Raw genomic sequence first — 24,671 nt, 5'->3', positions numbered from 1 at the left:
AGGCGAGATTATTGGCACATCCTGATGCCACCTATAAACCCGCAAAAAATTAGCTATTTATTATCTCCATGGCTGACGTGCGCCATCGCCTTCACTTGATGACGTCTGCCAGCGGCCTGCGATCCGCGCAGGTAAATCATGTTCTACCTCTTGCAGGGCACGCCGGATAGCGTAGTAAAAACCATCGGCGTGAGTACTGCCGTGACTTTTTACCACGATGCCGCGCAACCCTAATAAGCTGGCCCCGTTGTAGCGCACGGGATCAAGCTCTTGCTTTAAGCGCTTCAACACAGGCTTGGCCAGTAGACTTGCTAAACGTCCGCTTAGACGCGATTCAAATGCCATCTGCACACGTTCAACCAACATACTGGTCAAGCCTTCGCTCGCCTTGAGCACAGCATTGCCCACAAAGCCATCACACACCACCACATCCAACTGGCCTTTAAACAGATCACCACCTTCAGCATAGCCCTGATAGTCGAAAGCACTCGCCTTGGCATACTCGCGCAGCAGACGGTCAGCCTCACGCACGCTAATACTCCCTTTGGTGGCTTCGGCACCAACATTGAGCAGCGCCACACGGGGCACCGCGGTGCCATCTATACACTGCGCCATCGCCGCCCCCATCAGCGCAAAATCGACTAATCGATGAGCGGGGGAATCCACGTTGGCGCCCAAGTCCAGCAGATAACAGCGGCGCCCTTGGCGTGCGGGAATCGCAGTACTGATCGCCGGTCGAGAAATCCCCTCAACCATGCCCAGCTCGCGCCTTGCCAAAGCAACAAGCGCCGCCGTATTGCCTGCGCTAACGCCGGCAACCGCTTCACCCTGAGCGACACACTGCAGCATGTGCACCATGCTAGTGGCATGGCCTCTGCGCAATGCCCAGGCAGCCGTTGATCCGGGCGCCACGCTATCGGGTGCATCACGCGCCACCAAACGTGACGTTGCCGCAGCCAGAGGCTGCGGCAAGCGCGAAAGCTCAGCAAGAATCTGCTGACGCGGGCCAAACAGAATCAGCTCAAGGTCGGGGTATTCCACCACCGCCTTTGCGGAGCCTGCGATCATCGCACGAGGGCCTTGGTCACCCCCCATCACATCAATCGCTAAGCGCATACCGCACTGAGTCCGTTTAGCCGCTTAGTAACGCAATTGAGGTTTATACCTCAACCACTTTACGACCACGGTAGAAACCGTCTGGAGAAACGTGGTGACGCAGGTGAGTGGTACCGGTTTCTTTGTCCTGGGACAGCGTCGGAGCGGTCAGCGCATCGTGGCTGCGACGCATGCCGCGCTTGGAACGAGTTTTACGGTTCTGTTGAACTGCCATGGGTGTTTACTCCAAGGTATTTAAGGTAAAGGGTGCTTATTTTTTGCCTTTCAAGACATTGAGCACCGCGAAAGGGTTCGTCGCTGGCGTTGTTTCCGACGCCGCGCCTTCTGTTTTGCTGACCAGCTGCTCCGCCGAGACATGACATTCGGCTTCATCGTGATAGACCACCTGGGGCAGGCTGAGAATTAACTCATCTTCAACCACCGTCAGGAGATCCAGCTGTTCCTTTTCCACCAGCACCGGTTCATGACTAGCAGGCAACTCGGCCGCTAAGGCTTCGTCAGTGACCATTCCAAGCAAAAAGTCACTGCTAACCTCTTGAGGCAGCGGCACCAGGCAGCGTCGGCAGGCAAGCGCCAACGTCGCTTGCAAGTGGCCACGAATTTCACGACGACCTTGAGCGTCGACGCCAAACTCAAGCACGACTTGACAGTCGCCGGTTTGGACACCCGCTTCTTCGGCAAGACGTGGCAGCTTATCAAGCGCTACCAAGCCTTCGATTCGTTCGTGGCGGGCTGCGAGCTTATAAGGCTCCACCCGACTGGGGAGTTGTGAGGTCAACATAGGCGCGCAATGATAGGCACTCCCCCTGCTGGTGTCAAAGCTGTCGGTATATTTCTTCATGCCTACCTCAGCAAATAATCCACATAGGCGACAATAAACAGCCAACATAGGCACTTGTGTTGGCTTTCGCTACACTCTACTGCTTTAGATTTCGATACGTGTAACCCCGTTGCCAGGAGCTATTTGTGACGTCCTCATTACCAACAGAGCCATCAAGCAACCAGCTATCAACGGCAGAACTGGTACTTGCTTCAAGCTCACGCTCGCGGCGCGAGCTACTGAACCGCCTACAACTCCCCTATCAGTGTCTCTCACCGGATATTGATGAAACGCCCCAGCGTGGCGAAACGCCCCAGGCATTAGTGCATCGGCTAGCGCTAAGCAAAGCCAACGCCGTTGCGCAGCATTTCACTCACCACCTCATTATAGGCTCTGACCAGGTGGCGGTATTTGAAGGCGACATTCTGGGCAAACCCCATAGCGCCGAAAAAGCCTGCGCCAACCTTGCTCGCTTCTCTGGTCAGCGTGTCACCTTTCTGACCGGCTTAGCGCTACTGGATACCCGCCACCAGCGCCATCAGGTTCATGTAGAGCCTTTTGAAGTGGTCTTTCGCCCCTTGAGCAACCAAGAGATCGAAAACTATGTCGCTAAAGAGCAGCCTTTAGACAGCGCTGGCAGCTTTCGCATGGAAGGCCTCGGCATTGCGCTGTTTGAAAAACTGGAAGGCCGCGATCCCAACGCGCTGATTGGCCTGCCGCTGATTGCGCTCTGCGAGATGTTGCGCCAAGCGGGTCTCGACCCGCTTGGCGCCGCCCACTAACCATGAGAGGCTATGCCAACCTAGAAGCGCAGCGGGGTGTTGGGCGCACTAATACCCAACACCTCGGCGGCAACCTGGGTAAAACGCCGCGTAAAGCGCTCAAATGGATCAAGGCTCGGCGTATAGTCTACCCAGTCGGTGTTACCGACCTGATCGCGAGACAGCTGTTCGAGGCTACCCAATTGATCGACTAAACCTAGCCCGATGCTTTGCTCGCCACTCCAGATCAGCCCTGAGAAAATGTCCGCACTATCGCTGAGCCTTTCGCCGCGACCGGCGCGCACATCATCGATAAACTGGCGATGGGTTTGGCTGAGCACACCTTGCCAAAATGCCTCTGCATCGTTATCCAGCGGCTGGAACGGGTCTAAAAAGGCTTTATTCTCCCCGGCCGTGAGCACACGGCGCTCAACACCAATACGCGCTATCGCCTCTTCAAAACCAAATCCTGCGTAGATAACACCAATTGAGCCCACCAAACTCACTGGTGAGGCAACAATTTCATCCGCCGCCGCCGCAATATAATAGGCACCGCTGGCACCGATATCTTCAATCACCGCAATAATCGGCTTATCGCCCTGCTCGCGCAGGCGCATGATTTCTGCATAAATCCGCTGAGACTGCACAGGGCTACCGCCGGGGCTATTAATGTGCAGCACCACGGCAGCCGCGCTTTCGGCATCCCAGGCTCGGTTTAACCCTTGGATGATGCGCTCCGCATTGGCTGGCGAATCGCTGGCGATTACTCCATTAACCTCAACAATGCCCAAGTGGCGCTGGGCGGGCGTTGCGACAGTCGGCGAGCCCCAGAACAGGCTATACAGCGCGGCAGACAGCGCCACCAGCACAACAGCGAGAAACATCAGCCGGAAAAACAGCTTCCAGCGACGAGTACGCCGCTGTTCGGTCAAGACGCCACCTATCCAGTGATCCATCATTTCCAGCTGGGCGAGTCGCTGGCGTTCGCGCAGGGTTTCGGCATCGTCGCCTGACGCCCCATACCCCTGCTTAGCCCCTTTCCCGGGCGGAACCTCAGGCCCTTCAGTCCAGGGATCCTCATTTAGCTCACTGGACTGGCCACTATTATCAGCGTCGCTACGGCGGTAGCCGCTGGCCGGGCCATCATGCCCTTCATCTGAACCACCTGGGCGGGTTGGATCGTCACTCATAAAATATCCTTATAACCGGTCAAAAAGCTCGTCGACGCTATGGGCAATCCACTTCGGGCGGCTCAGCGCTAACCGCTCCGGGGCATGAACCCCGTATGTGACTCCCACTCGGTCCATACCGATTGCGCGGGCCATTTCAAGGTCGTACTCGGTATCGCCAACCATCACCGCCCGCTCTACTGGAACCTCAAGTTCTGCCAACAGCTCAGACAGCATTTGCGGATGCGGCTTAGAGCGGGTTTCATCCGCAGTGCGGCTGGCATGAAACCACCCACCACTGCCTGTTTCAGCAAAAATGCGATCCAAACCACGCCGGCTCTTACCTGTCGCCACCGCTAAACGCTGCTGCTCACGCCCGCGCAAACGGGCAATTTGCACCTCTACGCCGCCAAAAAAAGCCATCGGCGTAGCGTCAGCATGTACAAAATGGTGCGCATAACGCTCGCGAAGCCGCTCAGCCTGGGCAGGCAAAATGCCTGGGCAAAGCTGTGCAATCGCCTCTGGCAGCCCCAGGCCAATAATATCTTCCACCTCCGGCGCTGAAAGATCGCCCCACTCGGCCTCTACAGCCGCCGCCTGCATGCAGGACACGATGCGCGGCACGGAGTCCATTAACGTCCCATCCCAATCAAATATAATCAGCTCGTACTGCATGGCAACTCCTTGTTGCTGGACACACTTATAAGGTCGTATCAGCGAAGGGCATTTTGCCGGGCGCGCCTAAGCGTCTCTTCCAAGGCGTCAGGCAGCGGTGCTTTAACGGTGACTGGACGTCCGTTACCAGGCTCTGGAAAGGTCAACGCTCGGGCATGCAAAAACAGCCGCCCCAAGCCCAACTGCTTAGTGAGAAACCCGCTTTCGCGGGTAGCGTACTTGTCGTCACCTAACAGGGCATGCCCGGCATGGGCGGCATGAACGCGAATTTGATGGGTTCGCCCGGTGACCGGCTCAGCCTCTATCAAGGTTACTTTTTCGAAGGTTTCGACCACCGAAAAATGGGTACGCGACACTTTACCATTAGGGTCCACCCTTACCCGCCGCTCACCATTGCCCGCATCAAAGCGATCCAAACGGGCGCTCTCATAGGTTTTTCGGGCTGGCCAACGCCCACTCACCAAGGCTAGGTAGCGCTTATCCATACCGTGTTTTTTCAGCGACTCGTTAAGGGTCACCAGCGCATCACGAGATTTGGCCAGCAGTAAACAACCGGACGTATCGCGATCCAAGCGGTGAACCAGTTCCAGGAAGCTCAGATCATCACGCACCTGACGTAGAGCTTCTATTAACCCAATTTTAACTCCACTGCCGCCATGTACGGCCAAACCAGAGGGCTTGTTAAGCACCATCCAGTCTGGGCCTTCCATAATGACGCTCCCTACCAACAGGTCGCGCAAATTATCGCTGACTTCCTTAACGGCTTCGCGAGGCGCCAAGCGTAGCGGCGGAACGCGGACTAAATCGCCCGCCTGTAAGCGGTAATCGACCTTTACGCGCTTTTTATTAACGCGCACTTCGCCTTTACGCACGATGCGATAGATAAGCGCGCGTGGCGCCCCCTTAAGACGCGTCATGAGAAAATTATCAATTCGCTGCCCAGCCTGTTCCGGGGCGATATCCACCCACTGCACTTCACGCCCTTCGGACATTACCGCTTACTCCTGCTCTGCTGTGACGCTAAAAACGGCATTCTAACGTAGACCCAAGGGCATTGCGTCAATTGCTGGTCGTTGTCTTTACTGTTATATTCAAAGTTGTTCACCAGCTAAGCGCCGAAAGCTTCCTTGTCTAGCGCTAGTGACTAGCTGAATGATAGCTAATTGATTAAATTTGTTAGCAAAGAGCATCACCGCTGAGCTTGGTTAATGCGCCTGCCCGACTAACACGCAGGCCTGAACACAAAACGGCACCAGTGTACGCATTGGCCGTTTTTCCAGTATTAAAAACTGATCTTAAAAATGCAGTAACTCTGCCGCCCGTTTTATGCCGGCAGATGAAAGTAAGCCTAGCCCTCAACGGCAGGCAGTAACTAAACAACGCCACGCCCTGAGCAGCCCCTCCTTATTCGTCACAAGGCGCTGGCTGACTCCGGGCGAAAAGTTCAACGCTGTGCCGGTGGCCGGCGTTGGTGAATCGATGAATGCCAGGTGTTGGCGGTGTCAGCAGGGCCGGATGGACGTGACAGAACCACCGGAACACGTCCTGCCTCCGCCACGTACTCAACGCCCTATTGGCCGGGTCGGCGATGACGCCCTCCCGGCTTGACGCGTCAGCATAGCAATGCGCCGAGCACAAGCACGCAGCACCCAGCGGTTCGCCTACGTCACCCCATAGGCCGTTCGCCGGTACGCAACGCTATGCGAGACACTATGAAACGGATGCTTATTAATGCGACCCAGCCCGAAGAGCTGCGTGTCGCTTTAGTTGATGGACAACGCCTTTACGATTTAGACATCGAATCCGGCGCAAGAGAACAGAAAAAAGCCAATATCTATCGCGGCAAAATCACCCGCGTAGAACCCTCCCTGGAAGCCGCCTTTGTTGACTACGGTGCGGATCGCCACGGCTTCTTGCCTCTGAAAGAAATTTCCCGTGAGTACTTTGTCAAAGACGTTTCCGGGCGTCCAAGCATTAAAGAAGTGCTTAAAGAGGGCCAAGAGGTCATCGTTCAGGTTGATAAAGAGGAGCGTGGCAATAAAGGCGCCGCGCTAACCACCTTTGTTAGCCTTGCGGGCCGCTTTTTGGTGCTGATGCCAAACAATCCGCGGGCGGGTGGCATTTCACGCCGCATCGAAGGCGACGAGCGCAGCCAGCTCAAAGACGCCATGGGCCAGCTGACCGTGCCCGATAAAATGGGCCTGATTGTGCGCACCGCTGGCATCGGTCGTAACCCAGAAGAGCTACAGTGGGATTTGGATTACCTCGTTCAGGTGTGGGAATCGATTACCACCGAGGCTGCCAAGCGACCTGCCCCCTTCCTGATTTATCGTGAATCCAACGTCATCATCCGCGCCATGCGCGACTATCTTCGTCAGGACATCGGCGAAGTATTGATCGACAGCCCCGAGATTCACGCCGAGGCGCTGGGCTTTATTCGTCAGGTCATGCCCTCGTATCAGCAGAAGATCAAACTCTACGCGGACGAAGTGCCGCTGTTCTCGCGCTTCCAGATTGAATCGCAAATCGAAACCGCCTATCAGCGTGAAGTGAAGCTGCCTTCGGGCGGCTCGATTGTCATTGATCACACTGAAGCGCTGGTTTCTATCGATATCAACTCCGCGCGCGCTACCCGCGGTAGCGATATTGAAGAGACCGCCCTACAGACCAACTCTGAAGCCGCCGATGAGATCGCCCGCCAGCTACGCCTGCGCGATATTGGCGGCCTGGTGGTGATCGACTTTATCGACATGGGGCCCGCGCGCAACCAGCGTGAAGTTGAAAACCGCATGCGCGATGCCCTAAAGCTGGATCGTGCACGGGTACAGATTGGCCGCATTTCCCGCTTTGGCCTGATGGAGATGTCCCGTCAGCGTCTACGCCCTTCACTAGGTGAGACCAGTGGCGTGGTTTGCCCGCGCTGTAATGGACAGGGCACCATTCGCGATGTGCGCTCGCTGTCGCTCTCCATCATGCGCCTGATTGAAGAAGAGGCCATGAAAGAGAATAGCGCACAGATTCGCGCCATTCTGCCGGTACCGGTGGCCACTTACCTGCTCAATGAAAAACGCAGCGTGCTGGCTGATCTTGAGTCTCGTCAGAATGTTCGCGTCGTACTGCTGCCCAATCCTGAAATGGATACGCCCCACTACGACGTACAACGCCTGCGCGACGACCATCTGGACGAGGATGACACTCAAAGCCTTTCGAGCTTTGAACTCTCGACCGATACCGAAGTGGGCAAAGAGCCGACACCCAGCTTTGTGCCACCCGCCATGCGGGCAGAAGCGGCGGTTAAAAGCGTCACCCACAACGCGCCAGCACCCGCTTCGCTGCAAACCGAAGAGAAAGCGCCTGCGGCTGCCCCAGCTCCTGCGGCCCAACCAACACCGGCGACCAGCGAGCAACCCAGCGTTATTGGTCGCTTTATCCGCGGTTTCGCCAAACTGCTTGGCAGCGACGAAAATACAACCGAAGCCACACCAGCGCCAAAGGCTGAAACCCCGGCGCCACGCAAGCCGAGCGAGCGTAAAACTACTCAGCGCAGCAGCGAGTCGCGGCAGAAGTCTTCGCGCAGCGAGCGCGGCGATAGCAGTGCCAGAACTGAGCAAAAGGCTGAACAAAAAGCCGACCAGAAAACTGAGCAGCGCAGCAGCACACCGCGCCCAGCCAATGACGACAATAGCGAAAAGCGCAGCGGCCCTAACCGTACCCGCAACCGCCGTCGTCATCCTCAGCAGGAGGATGCCAATGGTCAAGATTCGGCCAAGGCACCTCGTAAAGAGTCCCAGGCTGATAACTCTTCTAAAGACGGCGCCTCCAAAGGCAGTACTGCCAAAGAGAGCTCTAAAGAGAGCAACAACAGTAAAAGCGCAGGGCAAAAAGAGCCACGCCGTGATAGCGGTGCTGAAAAAGCAAGCGACAATCAGCGCGATGAAACGGCTAAGCAGGACGACGGCAAGCCGAAGCGTACCCGTAACAACCCGCGTAACCGCACGCGTACCCAGGCGATTAATCCCCAAGCAGAAGCTGAGCAGTTAAAGCTGCAGGCCCAAGCCCAGGATGACGCGCCAGCAGCCGCGCAAGCGCCGAGTGAAGCACCTGCTACAGAAGCACAGGCACCGGAGGCTAAGGCAGCGACAAATGAGACACCGATTACTCCCGAACCGACATCGGGACCGGAATCGGATGATCGTAACCCCGCGCCAACAGCCGACACCGCTCAGCCAGAACCGACAGCAGCTGTAGAGCCCGATACCACAACGGAGCCCGAGGCTAAGAGTGCGCCAGAGCAAGCGGACAACGTTACAACCACCGACCAGCCCGTGGCAGAGAACGCTAAAGCGCGCAAGTCGACGCACCAGCGTCGTCAGCCTAAAGCGGCACCTGGGGAAACCACCGAGGATAGCGCTGAGCAGCAGGCAGCCCCCGCTGCTGAAGCGCCCCTGGCTGAAGCCAACGCGGAGCCTGCTGACACTGAGCAAACTGGCGATAGCCAGCCCAGTGCTAGCGAACCGGTAGCGCCTGAAGCCATCGAACCGCCTGCGGCCAACGCTGTTGATCCAGCAGAAGCAATTGAAGAGGCCGCCTCCTCTGCGCCTTTCCATAGCGCTGGTTCAGACGAGCGTCAGCCTGAAGCGTCAACCAACGTCCAGGAAACTGGCACTCCCAGTGCTGCTGAGAGTGTCGACGCTGAGCCCTCAACTGAAGAGCCATCCAGCAGCGAGCTAAAGCCAAGCGCCGAAGCAAAAAACGATGAGCCACAGAACGTTGAAGAGAGTAGCGTTGAACTGAATAATACGGAAGAGAGCAGTACTGAAGATAACAGCACTGAAAAGAAGAGCAGCGATCTAGAAGCCCCTGCGGCTGAAGCTGAGCCTCAGCCCGCTCAGTCGGTCGCCAACGAAGCACCTGCTAAAGAGGAGCCTGCAGAAACGGTTAATGAAGATATGCCTAAACCGCGTCGTCGCACCCGGGCCCACAACGACCCGCGCGAGAAGCGTAAACAGGCGCAGCAAGACACCCACTCCGAGTAAATCGGTCAGCGTGTTGCAACAGCAAAAAACCCCGCTTCGGCGGGGTTTTTTACGTTATCGGCACCGTTAGCACCCGTTAGTAATAAGCATTAGGGATTAACCAACCGCGGCTCAGGTTCTAAACGTAGTCCAAAGCGTGCTTCCACTTGGGCGGCGATATAGTCGGCTGTTTTCATCAGCCCCTGACGATCTCCGCCGCCAAAGTGCACCAGCACCAGCGCTTGATGCTGGTGCACCCCGAAGGCGCCATCGCGCATCCCTTTCAAGCCGCACTGATCGATTAACCAACCCGCCGCCAGCTTTGTTTGACCGCCCTCCTGGGGGAAGTGCGGCATGGACGGGTGTTCTTTCAGCAGCTGTGCTGCCCATTGATGGCTAACGAGTGGGTTTTTGAAGAAACTTCCCGCGTTGGCCAGCACCTGAGGGTCGGGCAACTTCTCGCGCCGAATAGCGCATACCGCTTCGGCGACGGCAAGCGGCGTGGGAGTGAGAGAGTTCGCTAAGCGTGCAGCGAGATCGCCATAGCCGAGCCGGGGTGCTGGCGTACGTGACAAACGCAAAACCAACTGGGTGATCACCACACTACCCGCCAATTCACCTTTAAATAGGCTGTCACGGTAACCAAAAGCACACTGCTGAGAGCTCAACCAATCAACCTGCCCGGTGGCAAGTTCCATTACCTGTACCGCTTGCAGCGTATCGGCAAGCTCAACGCCGTAGGCACCAATGTTCTGCACCGGTGCGGCACCACAACTACCGGGTATCAGCGCCAGATTTTCAATGCCCCATAGGCCGCGTGCAGCTGTGGTCATCACCAGCGTATGCCAATTAACGCCAGCCCCCACGTGGGCCAATACATCCCCTGGACGCTGACTAAGCCAGTACTGCTGCAAAGCAGGACGCACCACCAACCCTGGTAACGTTTCGGGCAGCAGCACATTGCTACCGCCGCCCAGCAGCGTGACCGGCCAGCCCTTACGGCAAGCCTCCGCTAGCGTTTGGCGTAAGGCTGTTAATGTCGTTGGCGCTGCGAAGCGCTCTGCTTGGCAGGGAAGCCGAAGCGTGTTCGCCGCGGACAGATCGACATTGCTGAAAATAGTCATTTATTTAGCCACACCATCAGCCCCATTAAAGCCCACGCTTGAGGTGTTGAATCAACCCATCTGATGCGGCCTCAATCATATTCAGCACGTTCTCAAACCCCTCATCACCGCCATAGTAAGGATCTGGAACTTCGGCACCCGCGGAACCGGCAAAATCCAAAAAAAGCCCCACATGCGCCTGGCTATTGGCGGGCTTCAGCTCGCGCATGGCGCGTAAATTGTCCTGATCCATACCCAGCACGTAATCGAATTCACGGAAATCCTGCTCGCTTAGCTTACGGGCCCGCAGGTCACTTAAATCGATACCGCGCAGTCGCGCTGCCTGCTGGGCACGGGCGTCCGGCGCTTTGCCTAAATGCCAACTGCCGACGCCGCAGGAGTCAATTTTAACCTGCCCGGCCAACCCCGCTTGTTCAACAGCACGACGAAAAACACCCTCCGCGGTGGGTGAGCGGCAAATATTGCCTAAACACACAAATAACACTTTCACAGTAGCGCTCCTTTACAACTTATTAGCGTCACTCGTCATTAACCACAGGCTATGTTAATAGCGCGCTAAGCCAGCAGCGCCCGAACCCGCGCTAGATCCTCAGCCGTATCGACCCCAGCAGGGTTGACTTCGCAGGCCAATGCCACCTGAATCACGTGGCCGTTCTGCAGTGCACGCAGCTGTTCGAGCTGTTCAAGTTGCTCAAGGCTTGAAGCGGGCCAGTCCCGGTAGGCGGCTAGAAAACTAGCCCGGTAGGCATACAGGCCGATATGACGCAGCCAAGCATCGGTTGCCAGCATGGTGGGCGGCGCTTTGAACTGTTCACGATCCCAGGGAATTGGCGCCCGGGAAAAATACAGCGCGCGCCCCTGAAGCGTACGCACCACCTTAACCACATTAGGATTAAACAGCGTGTCCACATCATTGATAGGCTCGGCGAGCGTGGCTATCGATGCCTCGGGATCGTCGGCCAAACGCAGCGCCACCTGGTCAATCAGCGCGGGGGGAATTAACGGCTCGTCACCCTGCACATTGACCAGCAGCGCATCATCCGCCAACGCTAAGCTAGCAGCCACCTCGGCTAAACGGTCGGTGCCCGATGGGTGATCGTCACGGGTCATGATCACCTCGGCACCGTAAGGCAGCATGGCATCGCGAATGCGGCTATCGTCTGTCGCCACTACCACTCTGGCGGCGTGGCTCTGCCAGGCGCGACGCCATACGTGGGCAATCATTGGCTCCCCGGCAATCTCAAGCAGCGGCTTGCCGGGTAACCGGGTAGAGCCATAGCGCGCGGGTACGACAACCGTATATTCAGGAAAAGCCATTAAGCGCCTCCTGAATGTCCTGGAGAGCGTCCTGAAGAACTGGGTAACTTTTCATCGGCATCCATTGTGCGGGCCTCTTCAGGCAACATCACTGGAATCCCCTCTTGAATGGGATAGGCGAGTCCATCGTAGTGGCAGCGCAGCTCTTGAGCGTCGCGGTCATATTTCAGCTTACCGTTACACAATGGGCATACCAGCATTGCCAGCAGTTCCTTATCCATGCGCATATCTCCTTTAGGAAAGAGCCGACAGCCGCGCTGCCAGCCAGTGCTCAAATTCGGGTGGAAGGGTTGCTTCCACGTCTAGTACCCAGCTATTCGGCGGCGCCAGGGCGTAACACTTAACGGCGTCTTTGGCGGTCATAATCACCGGGCGCGACTCTGCAAAGCTTAGCGCGTCTGCATCAAAATGCTGGTGATCAGCTAGCGGGTGCCACTCGCCCTCAATACCCAGCGCAGAAAGGGTACGAAAAAAGCGTTCGGGATGACCGATACCGGCGACCGCGTGCACCGGCAGCGTAAACGGCAGTGGCGCAAGAGGAAAATGCACGCCATCGTCAAGGCGGCGCCAGCGCAGCGGCGCTAGTTGCATGGTAGTGACCGAGGCGACCGGCAACGACGGCGGTGAGTCGCCGTTGACGATTACCGCATCAACACGCTGCAACCGGCTAGACGACTCGCGCAGTGGCCCCGCGGGCAGGCAGCGGCCGTTACCCAGCCCGCGGGCACCATCAACAACGACCAGCTCAATATCCCGGGCCAGCGCCAGATGCTGCAAACCGTCGTCGCTAAGGATAATATCGCATCCCGCATCAACCAATGCCTGAACACCCCGCACGCGCTGGGGATCCGCCACCACTGGCAAGCCGGTTTGCTGTGCCAGCATCAGCGGCTCATCGCCGCTTTCGGCAACGTTGCTGCTGGCGGTAACAAATAATGGGTAGTGCAGCGCTTTTCCGCCATAGCCGCGACTAACAATGCCTGGCGACCAGCCTTGAGCCACCAGCCAGCTAGCCAACCACGCCACCAGCGGCGATTTTCCCGTTCCCCCCAAGGTAATATTACCGACCACAATAACCGGCACGGGGGCTTCCCAGGCGGCCTTGCTGCCACGCTGATATGCCTGCTCCCGACGCACCATGGCCCACTGGTACAACGCCCCTAATGGCCTCAGTGGCAATAGCCAGCAACTGCCTTGATAGGCGCCCTTCAACCAGCGCTGCGACAGTGTCATAGCACCTCTTGGAACTGTAGCTGGTGCAGTGCCGCGTAGGCGCCCTCGGCATCCAGCAGCGCCTGATGCGAACCCTCTTCGATAATGCGCCCCTGATCCATCACCACAATTCGGTCGGCTCTTTCAATGGTAGACAGGCGGTGAGCGATAACCAGCGTAGTACGCCCTTCACAAACCCGCTCAAGGGCTTTTTGGATATAGCGCTCGGACTCCGTATCCAGCGCTGACGTCGCCTCATCCAACACCAGCAACGGCGCATCCTTAAAGATCGCCCGAGCTATCGCCAGCCGCTGGCGCTGCCCGCCCGAGAGCATCACACCGTTTTCGCCCACGGTGGTGGCATAGCCATTGGGAAGCTTGTCGATAAACTCATGGGCATAGGCAGCCTCTGCCGCCGCCTGAATGGCCTGGGGATCAGGATTGTCCACCCCATAGGCAATGTTATCGGCGATCGAGGCGTTGAATAGCGTCACCTGCTGGGACACCAGGGCAATTTGCTGGCGTAGTGGCCCCAGCGCGTACTCATCAACGTTAATGCCATCGATGCTAATACGGCCCTGGCTGGGCCGGTAGAAACGCGGCAGCAGGCTGACCAGGGTGGACTTGCCACTTCCCGAACGCCCGACAATCGCCACCAGTTCACCCGGCGCTAGGCGCAGATTAATATCGTGCAACACTTCGGGCTGGTCGTCAGCGTAGCGGAAGCTAACCTTATCAATCACTACCTCGCCGCTTAAACGGCTGGCGATGCGCTTACCGCTATCCTCTTCAGGGGTCATATCCAGTAACCCGAAAAGTTCTGACGCGGCCGCTAGGCCTTTCTGGATCTCACCATTAATCTCAGTCAGTTGGCGCACTGGCTTGATCATCAGGGCGGCTGCGGTAATAAAAGCCACAAACTCACCGGGCGTCATGTTCTCCATCAGCGAAGGCGCCATGGCCAGCCAGACCAGGATAGCCATGGAGATAGCCACCAGCATCAGAATCACTGGGGAACTGACCGCACGGGTCATGGCCTCTTTCATGCTTTGGCGGCGATTCTCTTCACTGACCCGCTCGAAGCGCTGCTTTTCATAATCTTCCGCGCCGTGGGTTCGCACTACCCGGTAGCCCGACAGCGCCTCAGAGGCAATATGGGTGACATCGCCCATGGAGTGCTGAATACGCTTTGAAATGCGCCGAAATCGTTTACTCACGTAGCTCACCACTACCGCGATGATCGGCGTTACACCCAAGAACAGCAGCGTTAACATCCAGTTAGTCCACAGCAAATAGAGCACCAGACCGACGACGAACAGTCCCTCACGCAGAATAATCGTCACCGCTTTGGTGGCCGCCCCGGCAACTTGCTCCACGTGGTAGGTCACCCGCGACACCAGTTGACCGCTGGAGTGGTGGTCAAAAAACCAGCCGGGCAGATGGAGAAGATGGGCAAACACGTCGCAGCGCAGGGTATGAATCACGTAGCGGCCCACATAGGCCATAAAATAGGTGCTTAAAAAAGTACCTAGCCCCCGGGCGGAAAACATAATAATCACAAACAGCGGTAGAAATAGCCGAAAGGCCGCATCCGGGTTTTGAATGCCATCAATTAGACGCTTCATCATTTCCGCAAGCGCCGTACTCGATGCGGCATACACCACAAACCCCACCACCGCCAGTGCAAAAGCACGCCAATGCGGCTTAACATAGCCCAACAACCGTTTATAGATAACCCAACCTGAATCAGTCACACGCGCTCCTGGCCATAGTGTGCAGTGTCGGGAATTCTACCTGATGGCGGCGCGCTTCAACACTGGTTACGTCGTCCCGGCAATGGTCGCGTTGTTTCAACCTGAACGGGATGGGCCGCGTTTAGCCAAAAACGCAGTGCTCCGTCATGCACCGTGTTCCATAGACAGCTTCCCTGCTGGCGAAAACGGCGCACAACATCATCGACCGGATGCTGAAAAGCGTTACCCCGCCCGGCGCTAAATATCACATGTCGAGGTGCGGCATGGCGCACAAACTGGATACCCGAACTAGTGCCGCTGCCATGGTGCCCAGCAACCAGCACGCTAACGGGCCGCTCTACCTCACCCAGAAAGCGCCGCTCTACCTGCGTGCCCACATCCCCGGTAATCAGCAGACGCTGCTCACCAACGCTCACCTCAAGTACGCAGGAGCGATCGTTGGCAGAAAAATCGTTATCTCCCGCGGGCGGCCAAAGGATGCGGTAATTTACGCCGTCGCGCTGCCAGCGTTGACCACGCTGGCAGTCATGGCTTGAAACAGGCAGCGCCTCACCCGCGGGCGCCATCCACTGCCTGACCCGATGATCGGCTAGCAACGCGCGAATACCGCCCGCATGGTCATTATCAGCGTGGCTAACAATCACTTGATCAAACCGCTGCCCCGGCGACCAAAGCGTCTCTAGCGGCATAAAGCCGCTACGAAAGCGCGGCCCGGTGTCGTAGAGCAGGCGATAATGTTCGCTGCGCAGCTCTATCAACTGCCCCTGCCCAACGTCATACACACTAACTCTGAGCGTATTGGGAGGAATCGATGACGGCAGCGACCACCAGGGCAGCGCTAGAACCAGCGCGGTAGCAGACAACCGCAGCCCCGGCAGCACGGCAGGCAGCCCCCAGCATAACGACAGTAATAACAATGCAAAAGCGAGCGGGTAAGTTAACGGCCGATCAGGCTCCCACAATGGCCAGTGCTGCACAGCAAGCGCCAACAGCAGATGGAAAACGTCAAGTGCCTGCTCAAACAACCACCACAGCGCTTCTCCCACCCCAGGTATCGGGGACAGCAGCCACCCCAGCAGCGCCGAGGGTACCATCACCGAACTCACCCAGGGCACGGCGACTAAATTGATTAACGGCGCGGCGGGCGCCACCCGTCCAAAGGCCACCAGTACCGCAGCGGCCATTAACGGGGCGAGCAGTAGCTGAGATCTCACCAGCGCCCAGCACCAGCCTTTCACCCCTTTGGGTCGCTGCCGCCCCTGCCAAATAAGGATTAACCACGCTACGGCTACGAACGACAGCCACATGCCAGGGCGCCATAAAGCCAGCGGATCAACGATCAGCACCAGCGCAAGGGCCAGCCACCACGCTTGCCACGGCCCTGGCGCATGACGCCCGCTGAGCACCCACAGCCCTATCAGCGTCATTACCATCGCGCGCATGGCGGGAGGCGCCATTCCGGCAAGGGCGGCGTAACCGACGCAGGCTACTGCCGCCAACCACCATGGCCAGGTACGCATGCGCCAGTGGGTGGGCGTCGTCAAACGCGCGGCTAACTTGGCGAGTAGCAGCGCAAACGACGCCACCAGACCGACATGCAAGCCTGAAATCACTACCAGATGCGTGGTGCCGGTAGCATTCAGCAGCGACCAGTCATCCTGGGTAAGCTGTTCGCTATCTCCCAGTGTTAGCGCCGCTAACCAACGCTTCGTACGCTCGTCAATTGTTTGCTGGGCTAAAAAATTCAGCGCCAGTTGGCGCAGCGAAGTGCTGGCGGGAGAGAGCCGCACCGGTGCAGGGTCCTGGCGCAGGTAGCCCGTGGCGTGGATTCCCTCACGCCATAGCCACTGCGCATAATTGAAGGTATCAGGATTGGCAAAGCCGCTTGGAGGGCGCAAACGCAGCGTCATTTGCCACGCTTCTCCGGGCTTAAATCGCTCATCGCTATAAGCGGTTATGCGCACCTTGGAGAGCGCCGAACAGCTGGGCCGGGCTGGGCTATTTACAGCACTGTGGCACTTATCAACGCTTAACAACAGGCGCGTTGCATTGCCCAACGGCTGAGCGGTCAACACGGTCGCCTCCACGGTAATATCTTCACCGCTGAGTCCCGCCGGCAAGCGACTTCCCCACTCACTTTGTACGCCAATGAAGACCCACGCCCCGATTAGCAGCCATCGACCTGAGCGCGGCCGCCACACCATTACCAGCAAAGCAGCTACCAACCCCCACTCAAACCCACGTTGGCTCAGCGCGGCAGTGTGGCTATACCAAGCAAAAGTGCCTCCGGCGAGTGCTGCAAGTGCCGCTGGCATGGCAACACCTAAGCGCATAGAACCCTCCCTGGTGACGCATCATTGATGGCCTAGCATAGCCGAAAGGCAGCTCGATATGGATAATGGGCCACATCGATAGGTAAGAGTATCCATCATGCCGCGCCGGTTCCTGCAGCGCTACATGCCCAAACCCGACACCATCAGGAAGCAGCGCTCGCTACGCTTTATGGCACCGCTGATTGCCGATCCAGGTTTGTGGCTTTTAACTCGCCGAAGCGTTGCCAATGCATTTAGCGTGGGCGTGTTTTGCGCGATGCTGCCTATCCCCTTTCAAATGGTGGTCGCCGCGCTGGGCGCGCGCATAACACGCTGCAACTTAGCCCTCTCGGTGGGTTTGGTATGGATTACCAACCCCTTAACAATGCCGCTGATTTTTTACGGCAACTACTGGATTGGCACCTTTATACTCGGCGCGCCCGTGCGGGAAGCCCCCTCGCGTATCTCTTCACGCTGGATCGCCGAACAGATGCACGACATTATGCCGCCACTGATCGTCGGCTCATTGGTAACGGCGGTCGTATTGGCCATCGTCGCTAATATTGGCATTCGATTAATCTGGCGCTGGCACGTCTCCCATAACTGGAAACGCCGCCGCCAGAAACGTCGGCAGCGGCGCGCACAGATTGAAGCGGAATTTGATGAGTAATGATGGATGATTGAGCTCGACGGTTAGAGCGCTGGAGCCTGCTCTACCAACTTACCCGCATCCAGTTTAAGCACCCGGTCTTGATGGGCCGCAAGGCTCACGTCGTGGGTCACAATCACAAAGGCGCAGGCGCTCTCTTTGGCCAGTTCGTCCATCAGCGCCAAAATAGTCGCCGCCGTGGTCTGGTCCAGGTTACCCGTCGGCTCATCCATAAGCACCAGGCTAGGATCGGTGACCAGCGCGCGGGCGATAGCCACGCGCTGGCGCTCCCCGCCGGAAAGCTCTCCCGGCTTATGATCCGCACGGGGCTGCATGCCTACCCGCTCGAGTATCTGCATCGCCCGCTGCTCGGCTGCCTTTTTCGACTGGCCGCGAATAATCAGCGGCAACGCAGCATTTTCGACGGCGGTGAATTCCGCCAACAGATGGTGAAATTGATACACAAAGCCAATGTAGCGGTTACGGAAGCTACCCAGCGCCGCTTCATTTAAGCCCGAAAGCGGCTCACCGGCGATCACCACCCTGCCTTCGCTGGGACGATCCAGCCCCCCCAGCAAGTTGAGTAGCGTCGTCTTACCCGACCCCGAGCTACCTACGATGGCCACCCGTTCCCCGGCACGCACCTGCAAGTTGAGCTTATCCAGCACCGTGAGATCCTGAGGGCCCTCACTGTAGGTTCGTGTCAACGCTTGGCAATCGAGCATCACCGCCGCCTCTTGCCCACCGTGGGTAGACGTAGCGTTTATAGTCGCCGAATTCATAGACATCGAGTCATCCTTATTCCTGAAGTCATCATTCCGGAAGCCATTATTCATAGCGCAACACATCCGCCGGCTGAACTTTTGCTGCCCGCCAAGCAGGATAGAGTGTCGACAGGAACGTCAGACCAAAGGCTGCCAAAACGATCCGAATAACATCGCCCCACTGCAGTTGAGAGGGTAGATCGCTGATGAAGTAGACCCCGGCATCCAAGAACTGGATACCTATCGTTCCCTCAACCCAGCCGATGAGATCGGCAATGGTGAGCGCCAGCAACACACCCACAGCCACCCCGATGGCGATACCGATAAGCCCGATGGCCATGCCCTGGACAATAAAAATGCCCATAATCGAGCTCGGTTTAGCGCCGATCGTACGCAGAATAGCGATATCCGCACGCTTGTCGGTAACCACCATGACCAGCGTGGAGACGATATTAAACGCCGCCACGGCGATAATCACGGTTAGCAGCAGCGCGATCATGCGCTTTTCCATCTGTATCGCCTGGAAAAGGTTACCTTGGGAGAAGGTCCAGTCGCTGCCGCGATACTCAGGGCCAAGTTCATTGAGAATTGCCTGGGTTTCGCTACTGGCGGCAAATAAGTCATCCAACTGCAGGCGAAGTCCGCCTACCGCATCGCCCATCCGTGCAAGGGTCTGCATATCTTCGATACTTGCGTAGGCCAAATTGGCATCAAGTTCGGCGCCAACGCTAAAAATACCGCTAACGGTAAAGCGCTTTAAGCGCGGGAATACGCCGGCGGGGGTAATGGATGCTTCCGGCACTAACAGTGTCACCCGATCCCCCACGCCAACCCCCAAGTTGCGCGCCAGCATCGACCCTAGCACCACATTCCACTCACCGGGCACCAGATCGGCCAGCTCGCCTTGGCGCATATGCTCGCCGATGATAGACACCCGTCCTTCCCAGTCAGGATTAATACCGGTCACCATAGCGCCCTGATTGCGCCCCCCCACGGAGAACATGCCCTGCTGCTCAACGTAGGGAGCCGCGCCAATGACGCGCTCGCGCTGCATTAACTCTTCAGCCAGGGACTCCCATTCGACCATCCCCACACGGGACTCGATTTTAGCGTGGGGCACCATACCTAAAATACGCGTGCGCAGCTCATGGTCGAAGCCGTTCATCACCGACAGCACCAGAATAAGTACCGCGACCCCCAGCATTAGCCCCAGCATCGAGGTAAGTGAAATAAACGAAATAAAGTGATTCCGGCGTTTAGCGCGCACGTAGCGCAGCCCCACCAGAAAAGGCAAACGATCAAGCATGGCGTCATTCCTTATCAATAAGCGCTCATGGTACGGTTTTTTTAGTCTCTCTGCATGTTCCAAACGGCCATTAGAGCGGCCTTCGCCGTGAGCGTTCATAATAAAAACGTTACGCTTGCAACTTGCCCCGCCACACCCTACATTGCGCCGATTTACTGCTGACCGTGTGGCTACCTTTGTGTCTTAGCCTCGGTTAGGTTTATTTACTCCAAAAGGCCTTCATGACATTGGCGACTATGACCTATCGTTTGCTACCCGAATGGCATCCCCAAGACGGGATACAACTGACCTGGCCTCGCCATGACGGCGATTGGGCGCCACTGATCGAGCGCATCGAAGCCACTCTCGAACGCATTGTGATGGCCACGGCTCACTACCAGCGGCTACTTATATGTATCCCCGATGAGGCCACAAAACAGCGTTTAGCGGTCACTTTTGACGCCTACGGCGTGCCCGCTGAACGCCTGCAGCTTATTGTCGCACCTACCGACGATACCTGGGCGCGGGATCATGGACCGATCAGCGTGGTCGATGAAGATGGCCAATGCGTCATGCTCGATTACACCTTTACCGGCTGGGGTGGCAAATTCCCCGCCGAGCGTGATAATCGACTCACCCAGCGGCTTGCTGATGCAGGCGTATGGGCCTGCCCGGTGGTAAGTCGGGATTTTGTGCTGGAGGGCGGTGCCATCGAAACCGATGGTGAAGGCACCCTGCTGACCACCGAAGCATGCCTGCTAAACCCCAACCGTAACCCCATGCAATCTCGAGTTGAGGTAGAAGCACGGCTAGCCCAAGATTTCGGCGTTGACCGCGTATTGTGGCTGGCCAACGGCCATTTAGAAGGCGACGATACCGACAGCCATATTGATACCCTGGCGCGCTTCTGCGATCCATCCACCATAGCTTACGTGCGCTGCGATGACCCCAACGACCCGCACTACCCGGCCTTGGCAGCCATGGAGCGGGAGCTGCAGGCTTTCCGCCAGCGCAATGGCGAACCTTACCGGCTTATCGCCCTGCCCTGGCCCCAGCCTTGCTTTGACCCGGAAGATGGTCACCGCCTGCCCGCCACCTACGCCAATTTTCTGATCATTAATCAGGCCGTGTTGGTGCCCACTTACGGCGATCCAGCGGATGTCACCGCGCTAAACGCACTGGCGGTTGCTTTTCCTGAACACACGCTTATCCCTATTGAGTGCGTCAGCGTTATTCGCCAGCACGGCAGCCTGCACTGTTTAACCATGCAGCTTCCACAAGGCACGCTTGTCCGGGACACGCTTGTCCAGCACTCGGCTGGTACTGATTAGATAATACTGACGAAATAAAGGAGCCATTATGTCGATTAAATCCCGTTCGACGCTAACCGTCGGTGTTGTGCAGCAACCCGCCTGGCCGGACAAAGCCCAAAGCCTGTCAGCAAGCGAAGAAGGTATCCGTAGCGCCGCTAAACAAGGCGCGCAGTTGGTACTGCTGCAAGAACTGCACGCCACCCACTACTTTTGCCAATTTGAAGATCCCGCGCTGTTTGATCTCGCGGAGCCCCTCGACGGCCCATCCGGCCAGCGCCTGGCGGCGCTCGCTAAAGAGCTGGATATCGTCTTGGTCGGGTCGCTATTTGAGCGCCGCGCCCCCGGGCTCTATCACAATACCGCTGTGGTCTATGACCGTGCTAAAGGCCGCGTCGGGCAGTATCGTAAGATGCATATTCCCGATGATCCGGGGTTTTATGAGAAGTTTTACTTCACGCCGGGTGATCATGACAGCGCCCGCGGAGAAGGCTTTACGCCGATTGAAACCTCGCTGGGCCGTCTCGGCGTACTGGTCTGCTGGGATCAGTGGTATCCCGAAGCCGCCCGCCTAATGGCACTGGCCGGCGCGGACTTACTGCTCTACCCGACGGCGATTGGCTGGGACCCGAACGACGACAACGCAGAAAAGACCCGCCAGAAAGATGCCTGGACGGTGATTCAGCGCGCCCACGGCGTGGCTAACGGCTTGCCGGTAGTGGTGGCCAATCGGGTGGGCTTTGAGGCAGATCACTCCGGGGTCGGCGATGGCATTCAGTTCTGGGGCGGCAGTTTTGTCTGCGGGCCGCAAGGTGAACTATTAGCCCATGCAGGAGAAGAGACAGAGCAGCTTGTTGTACAACTTGATATGGCGCGCAGTGAAAACACCCGGCGCATCTGGCCCTATCTGCGTGATCGCCGCGTGGACGCGTATGGCGATCTAACCCGCCGCTACCGCGACTAGGCTTGTTAAAGAAAAAAACGCCTGCCTTGGATAACTACCGAGGCAGGCGTTTTTCATTACATAGCGCTTTTTATGCGTTCTGGCTTGGCCGGTTTACTTCCAGAAATCACGGATTGAGGCGATCCCTTGGGCGCCCACGGCGCGGGCGTGGTTAGCGTCAAAGCGCGTCATACCGCCCAATGCAAACACTGGCATACCGGCGCGCTCGACCAACTGCTGGAAATCATGCCAGCCGAGCGGGAACACTTCTGGGTGTGACGGCGTAGTGCGCAAAGGCGACAGGCTAACAAAGTCGCAGCCTAACACCGCCGCCTGGGTAAGCTGCGTTTGGTTGTGGGTCGATGCCGACAACCACTTGTTTTCGGCAATCGGGCGACGCTCAAGCTGCATCAAACGCTCGCTGGTCAAATGAATACCATCGGCGTCAATGTGATCAAGCAGCGTTGGCTCACCATTGAGCAGCAGTCGCGCGCCATGCTCACGACACAGACTCAAGGCACGCTGGGCACGGGCCAGATAAGCCGCCTCATCCAACTGCTTGGCACGCAGCTGTACCAGGCGAATCTTGTCTTCACGCAGCGCACGCTCCAGGAACGCATCGAAACGCGCCTCATCCGACTCTTCCCCGGTAATTAAATACTCGGTAGGCAGCCTTACTGCGCGCAGAATCGGCAAATTCGCCGCCGGGAAAGGGTAATTGGAGAGCTCACTCATGGGCACCCAGCGCACCGCCTGCCCTTCACGACCAAAGGGCTCGCCAGCAAACTCGTGTACCTGCCATACATCGAGCAGGATGTGCTTGTCGGGGTACTCATGGTGGACGCGAATCAATGGCTGGGCGCACACAATCTCGACGCCCAGCTCTTCGTGCAGCTCTCGCTTTAACCCTTCTAGACCGGTTTCATAAGGGGCCAGCTTGCCGCCTGGAAACTCCCACAGTCCGCCATGGTCAACGTTTGACGGCCGACGAGCAATCAGTACTTGCTGTTGATCGGCGCTGATAATCGCAGCCGCCGCGACGTGAACCCGTCGTTTTACCTTTACACTCATTACGTCTTTATCCACTGTCTGCGCGCCGCCATTCTGCATGACGGCGCTATCTCGCTGCGTTTGCCCATTACCACCGCTAATCAGTCCCCTCTTAGGGCAACATGACTAGCTGCGATAATCCGCGTTGATCGACACATAGTCATGGGAGAGGTCGGAAGTCCATACCGTGGCACTCTCCTCACCGCGCCCCAAGTTAATGCGAATGGTAATTTCTGACTGCGCCATCACGGCGCTTCCTGCCGCTTCGGTGTAGCCCGCTGCACGTCCACCCTGCTCGACTAAACGTACATCACCTAAATCAATCACCACACGATTCACATCAAAGTCACTCACCGGCGCTCGCCCGACAGCCGCCAAAATACGCCCCCAGTTAGCATCTGAGGCGTAAAGCGCGGTTTTAACCAGCGGCGAGTGCGCAACGGTAAAGGCCACATCAAGCGCCTCTTGACGGCTTTTAGCTTCGCCCACCTGCAGGGTAACGAACTTGGTTGCGCCTTCTGCGTCGCGAATAATCGCTTGTGCCAGTTCGGTCATTACCCGCTGTAGAGCGTTGCTGAACACCGCTATCTGCTCATCATCGGCGATGCGAGGGCCTGTCCCGGTTGCCGCTAGCATACAAGCATCATTGGTCGAGGTATCGCTGTCCACGGTAATGCAGTTAAACGAGCGGTCGACCGTTTCCCGCAGCAGGCGATCCAGCAGCGGTGCTTCGATAGCCGCGTCAGTCACCACAAACCCTAACATGGTCGCCATATTGGGCTTGATCATGCCCGAACCTTTGGCGATACCGTTAATCGTCACCGGCTGGCCATCCATTTCCAGCGTCACAGTCGCGCCTTTGGCCCGGGTATCGGTAGTTAGAATGCCTTGGCCTGCGTGCTGCCAGGCGGCAGCGTCACTGGCTAAACTTTCGATCGCTGGCGCCAAACCCGCTAACAGCCGCTCCATGGGTAGCGGCTCACCAATCACACCGGTCGAAAACGGCAGCACGTCCTGCTCCGTCACGCCGACCTGCTTAGCCAGTTCTGCACAGCTTGTATGGGCATCACGCAAGCCAGCATCGCCAGTGCCTGCGTTGGCATTGCCGGTATTGATCAGCCAAAAACGCGGCGAACGCTTTTCTGCACGGCACTGTTCAAGGTGCTGCTTAGCCACCACCACGGGCGCTGCACAAAATGCATTACGGGTAAAAACCCCTGACACTGTCGCGGTATCGGGCAACTCAATCACCACCACATCACGGCGATCCGGCTTTTTGATACCTGCCATTGCAACCCCCAGGCGCACCCCTGCTAAGGGGGGCATCGCTGGAAAGGGAGTGTTTCCTACCGCCATGATTCTTCTCCTTCAGGCAGACGCTTAGGCGATGCCTGA

The 24,671-nt window shown here is 57.5% G+C and carries 22 protein-coding genes; 5 read left to right on the top strand and 17 right to left on the bottom strand.

Going from position 1 to position 24,671, the window contains the following annotated elements:
- Positions 1-60: 60 nt before the first annotated feature.
- The 3 genes from plsX to U738_RS06535 are packed head-to-tail and all read right to left on the bottom strand — an operon-like array spanning position 61 to position 1,897.
- Positions 61-1,116 carry a phosphate acyltransferase PlsX gene (plsX, locus tag U738_RS06545; protein ID WP_035578524.1) on the bottom strand — a complete coding sequence of 352 codons (1,056 nt, stop codon included), beginning with the start codon at positions 1,114-1,116 and terminating at the stop codon, positions 61-63.
- Between the two features lie 43 nt (positions 1,117-1,159).
- Positions 1,160-1,330 (bottom strand): 50S ribosomal protein L32, encoded by a 171-nt coding sequence (rpmF, locus tag U738_RS06540; protein ID WP_007114757.1) that lies wholly within the window; start codon positions 1,328-1,330, stop codon positions 1,160-1,162.
- Positions 1,331-1,366: 36 nt separating this feature from the next.
- Complete coding sequence (locus U738_RS06535; protein ID WP_035578521.1) at positions 1,367-1,897, bottom strand: YceD family protein; 531 nt, start codon at positions 1,895-1,897, stop codon at positions 1,367-1,369.
- A 185-nt stretch (positions 1,898-2,082) separates the two neighbouring features.
- On the opposite strand from U738_RS06535, the gene U738_RS06530 reads away from it, so the two are divergent.
- Positions 2,083-2,718, top strand: a complete 636-nt coding sequence (locus U738_RS06530; protein WP_081899046.1) for a Maf family protein — start codon at positions 2,083-2,085, stop codon at positions 2,716-2,718.
- Between the two features lie 20 nt (positions 2,719-2,738).
- Here U738_RS06530 and sppA read toward each other — a convergent pair whose 3' ends face one another.
- The 3 genes from sppA to U738_RS06515 are packed head-to-tail and all read right to left on the bottom strand — an operon-like array spanning position 2,739 to position 5,533.
- Complete coding sequence (gene sppA / locus U738_RS06525; protein WP_035578517.1) at positions 2,739-3,887, bottom strand: signal peptide peptidase SppA; 1,149 nt, start codon at positions 3,885-3,887, stop codon at positions 2,739-2,741.
- Positions 3,888-3,896: 9 nt separating this feature from the next.
- On the bottom strand, positions 3,897-4,541 hold the full coding sequence (locus U738_RS06520) for an HAD family hydrolase (protein ID WP_035578515.1): 645 nt from the start codon (positions 4,539-4,541) through the stop codon (positions 3,897-3,899).
- A 38-nt stretch (positions 4,542-4,579) separates the two neighbouring features.
- Positions 4,580-5,533 (bottom strand): RluA family pseudouridine synthase, encoded by a 954-nt coding sequence (locus U738_RS06515; protein ID WP_035578512.1) that lies wholly within the window; start codon positions 5,531-5,533, stop codon positions 4,580-4,582.
- A gap of 720 nt (positions 5,534-6,253) precedes the next feature.
- Here U738_RS06515 and rne point away from each other — a divergent pair.
- Positions 6,254-9,577, top strand: coding sequence for a ribonuclease E (gene rne, locus U738_RS06510; RefSeq protein ID WP_035578509.1), 3,324 nt, complete (start codon positions 6,254-6,256; stop codon positions 9,575-9,577).
- Between the two features lie 89 nt (positions 9,578-9,666).
- Here the strand turns inward: rne and murB are convergent, their stop codons facing one another.
- The 7 genes from murB to U738_RS06475 form a co-directional block, all read right to left on the bottom strand.
- Positions 9,667-10,680 (bottom strand): UDP-N-acetylmuramate dehydrogenase, encoded by a 1,014-nt coding sequence (gene murB, locus U738_RS06505; protein ID WP_035578506.1) that lies wholly within the window; start codon positions 10,678-10,680, stop codon positions 9,667-9,669.
- A 25-nt stretch (positions 10,681-10,705) separates the two neighbouring features.
- A complete protein-coding gene (locus tag U738_RS06500) occupies positions 10,706-11,170 on the bottom strand; it encodes a low molecular weight protein-tyrosine-phosphatase (RefSeq protein WP_035578503.1) in 465 nt (154 codons plus the stop codon).
- A 65-nt stretch (positions 11,171-11,235) separates the two neighbouring features.
- On the bottom strand, positions 11,236-11,997 hold the full coding sequence (gene kdsB / locus U738_RS06495) for a 3-deoxy-manno-octulosonate cytidylyltransferase (protein WP_035578500.1): 762 nt from the start codon (positions 11,995-11,997) through the stop codon (positions 11,236-11,238).
- A complete protein-coding gene (locus U738_RS06490; protein WP_035578497.1) occupies positions 11,997-12,218 on the bottom strand; it encodes a Trm112 family protein in 222 nt (73 codons plus the stop codon). The genes kdsB and U738_RS06490 overlap by 1 nt, the downstream gene beginning before the upstream one ends.
- A 13-nt stretch (positions 12,219-12,231) precedes the next feature.
- Positions 12,232-13,230 (bottom strand): tetraacyldisaccharide 4'-kinase, encoded by a 999-nt coding sequence (gene lpxK / locus U738_RS06485; RefSeq protein ID WP_035578494.1) that lies wholly within the window; start codon positions 13,228-13,230, stop codon positions 12,232-12,234.
- Positions 13,227-14,963 (bottom strand): lipid A export permease/ATP-binding protein MsbA, encoded by a 1,737-nt coding sequence (msbA, locus tag U738_RS06480; protein ID WP_035578492.1) that lies wholly within the window; start codon positions 14,961-14,963, stop codon positions 13,227-13,229. Before msbA ends, lpxK begins: the two co-directional genes overlap by 4 nt.
- 56 nt (positions 14,964-15,019) lie before the next feature.
- The gene (locus U738_RS06475) at positions 15,020-17,296 is read right to left on the bottom strand and encodes a DNA internalization-related competence protein ComEC/Rec2 (protein ID WP_035578489.1); all 2,277 of its coding nucleotides are present in this window, start codon (positions 17,294-17,296) and stop codon (positions 15,020-15,022) included.
- 97 nt (positions 17,297-17,393) lie between these two features.
- Between U738_RS06475 and U738_RS06470 the strand changes: the two genes are divergently transcribed.
- Positions 17,394-17,945, top strand: coding sequence for a DUF2062 domain-containing protein (locus U738_RS06470; RefSeq protein WP_035578486.1), 552 nt, complete (start codon positions 17,394-17,396; stop codon positions 17,943-17,945).
- A gap of 23 nt (positions 17,946-17,968) precedes the next feature.
- Here the strand turns inward: U738_RS06470 and U738_RS06465 are convergent, their stop codons facing one another.
- Complete coding sequence (locus tag U738_RS06465; RefSeq protein ID WP_050713570.1) at positions 17,969-18,712, bottom strand: ABC transporter ATP-binding protein; 744 nt, start codon at positions 18,710-18,712, stop codon at positions 17,969-17,971.
- Between the two features lie 40 nt (positions 18,713-18,752).
- Entirely contained in the window at positions 18,753-19,994 is a 1,242-nt protein-coding gene (locus U738_RS06460) for a lipoprotein-releasing ABC transporter permease subunit (RefSeq protein ID WP_035578482.1), read from the bottom strand.
- 236 nt (positions 19,995-20,230) lie between these two features.
- On the opposite strand from U738_RS06460, the gene U738_RS06455 reads away from it, so the two are divergent.
- Positions 20,231-21,304, top strand: coding sequence for an agmatine deiminase family protein (locus U738_RS06455; RefSeq protein ID WP_035578479.1), 1,074 nt, complete (start codon positions 20,231-20,233; stop codon positions 21,302-21,304).
- A gap of 28 nt (positions 21,305-21,332) precedes the next feature.
- Complete coding sequence (locus U738_RS06450; protein WP_035578476.1) at positions 21,333-22,247, top strand: carbon-nitrogen hydrolase; 915 nt, start codon at positions 21,333-21,335, stop codon at positions 22,245-22,247.
- A gap of 93 nt (positions 22,248-22,340) precedes the next feature.
- Here the strand turns inward: U738_RS06450 and U738_RS06445 are convergent, their stop codons facing one another.
- Complete coding sequence (locus tag U738_RS06445; RefSeq protein WP_035583246.1) at positions 22,341-23,297, bottom strand: Nudix family hydrolase; 957 nt, start codon at positions 23,295-23,297, stop codon at positions 22,341-22,343.
- Between the two features lie 105 nt (positions 23,298-23,402).
- Positions 23,403-24,632 (bottom strand): bifunctional glutamate N-acetyltransferase/amino-acid acetyltransferase ArgJ, encoded by a 1,230-nt coding sequence (gene argJ / locus U738_RS06440; protein WP_035578473.1) that lies wholly within the window; start codon positions 24,630-24,632, stop codon positions 23,403-23,405.
- Positions 24,633-24,671: the final 39 nt, after the last annotated feature.

This window comes from Halomonas sp. TG39a (genome assembly GCF_000744395.1).
Taxonomy (GTDB): Bacteria; Pseudomonadota; Gammaproteobacteria; order Pseudomonadales; family Halomonadaceae; genus Vreelandella; species Vreelandella ventosae_B.
The sequence above is the reverse complement of the archived record's forward strand: the minus strand, read 5'-3'. Positions and strand labels throughout refer to the sequence as shown.

Bases quoted from the DNA above. Each gene is read 5' to 3' on its own strand.
- U738_RS06445 (WP_035583246.1), bottom strand. From the start codon at position 23,297: ATGAGTGTAAAGGTAAAACGACGGGTTCACGTCGCGGCGGCTGCGATT.
- murB (WP_035578506.1), bottom strand. From the start codon at position 10,680: ATGACTATTTTCAGCAATGTCGATCTGTCCGCGGCGAACACGCTTCGG.
- U738_RS06455 (WP_035578479.1), top strand. From the start codon at position 20,231: ATGACCTATCGTTTGCTACCCGAATGGCATCCCCAAGACGGGATACAA.
- U738_RS06515 (WP_035578512.1), bottom strand. From the start codon at position 5,533: ATGTCCGAAGGGCGTGAAGTGCAGTGGGTGGATATCGCCCCGGAACAG.
- U738_RS06465 (WP_050713570.1), bottom strand. From the start codon at position 18,712: ATGTCTATGAATTCGGCGACTATAAACGCTACGTCTACCCACGGTGGG.
- lpxK (WP_035578494.1), bottom strand. From the start codon at position 13,230: ATGACACTGTCGCAGCGCTGGTTGAAGGGCGCCTATCAAGGCAGTTGC.
- sppA (WP_035578517.1), bottom strand. From the start codon at position 3,887: ATGAGTGACGATCCAACCCGCCCAGGTGGTTCAGATGAAGGGCATGAT.
- argJ (WP_035578473.1), bottom strand. From the start codon at position 24,632: ATGGCGGTAGGAAACACTCCCTTTCCAGCGATGCCCCCCTTAGCAGGG.
- rpmF (WP_007114757.1), bottom strand. From the start codon at position 1,330: ATGGCAGTTCAACAGAACCGTAAAACTCGTTCCAAGCGCGGCATGCGT.
- U738_RS06460 (WP_035578482.1), bottom strand. From the start codon at position 19,994: ATGCTTGATCGTTTGCCTTTTCTGGTGGGGCTGCGCTACGTGCGCGCT.
- U738_RS06520 (WP_035578515.1), bottom strand. From the start codon at position 4,541: ATGCAGTACGAGCTGATTATATTTGATTGGGATGGGACGTTAATGGAC.
- U738_RS06475 (WP_035578489.1), bottom strand. From the start codon at position 17,296: ATGCGCTTAGGTGTTGCCATGCCAGCGGCACTTGCAGCACTCGCCGGA.
- plsX (WP_035578524.1), bottom strand. From the start codon at position 1,116: ATGCGCTTAGCGATTGATGTGATGGGGGGTGACCAAGGCCCTCGTGCG.
- rne (WP_035578509.1), top strand. From the start codon at position 6,254: ATGAAACGGATGCTTATTAATGCGACCCAGCCCGAAGAGCTGCGTGTC.
- kdsB (WP_035578500.1), bottom strand. From the start codon at position 11,997: ATGGCTTTTCCTGAATATACGGTTGTCGTACCCGCGCGCTATGGCTCT.
- U738_RS06450 (WP_035578476.1), top strand. From the start codon at position 21,333: ATGTCGATTAAATCCCGTTCGACGCTAACCGTCGGTGTTGTGCAGCAA.
- U738_RS06535 (WP_035578521.1), bottom strand. From the start codon at position 1,897: ATGTTGACCTCACAACTCCCCAGTCGGGTGGAGCCTTATAAGCTCGCA.
- U738_RS06470 (WP_035578486.1), top strand. From the start codon at position 17,394: ATGCCGCGCCGGTTCCTGCAGCGCTACATGCCCAAACCCGACACCATC.
- U738_RS06490 (WP_035578497.1), bottom strand. From the start codon at position 12,218: ATGGATAAGGAACTGCTGGCAATGCTGGTATGCCCATTGTGTAACGGT.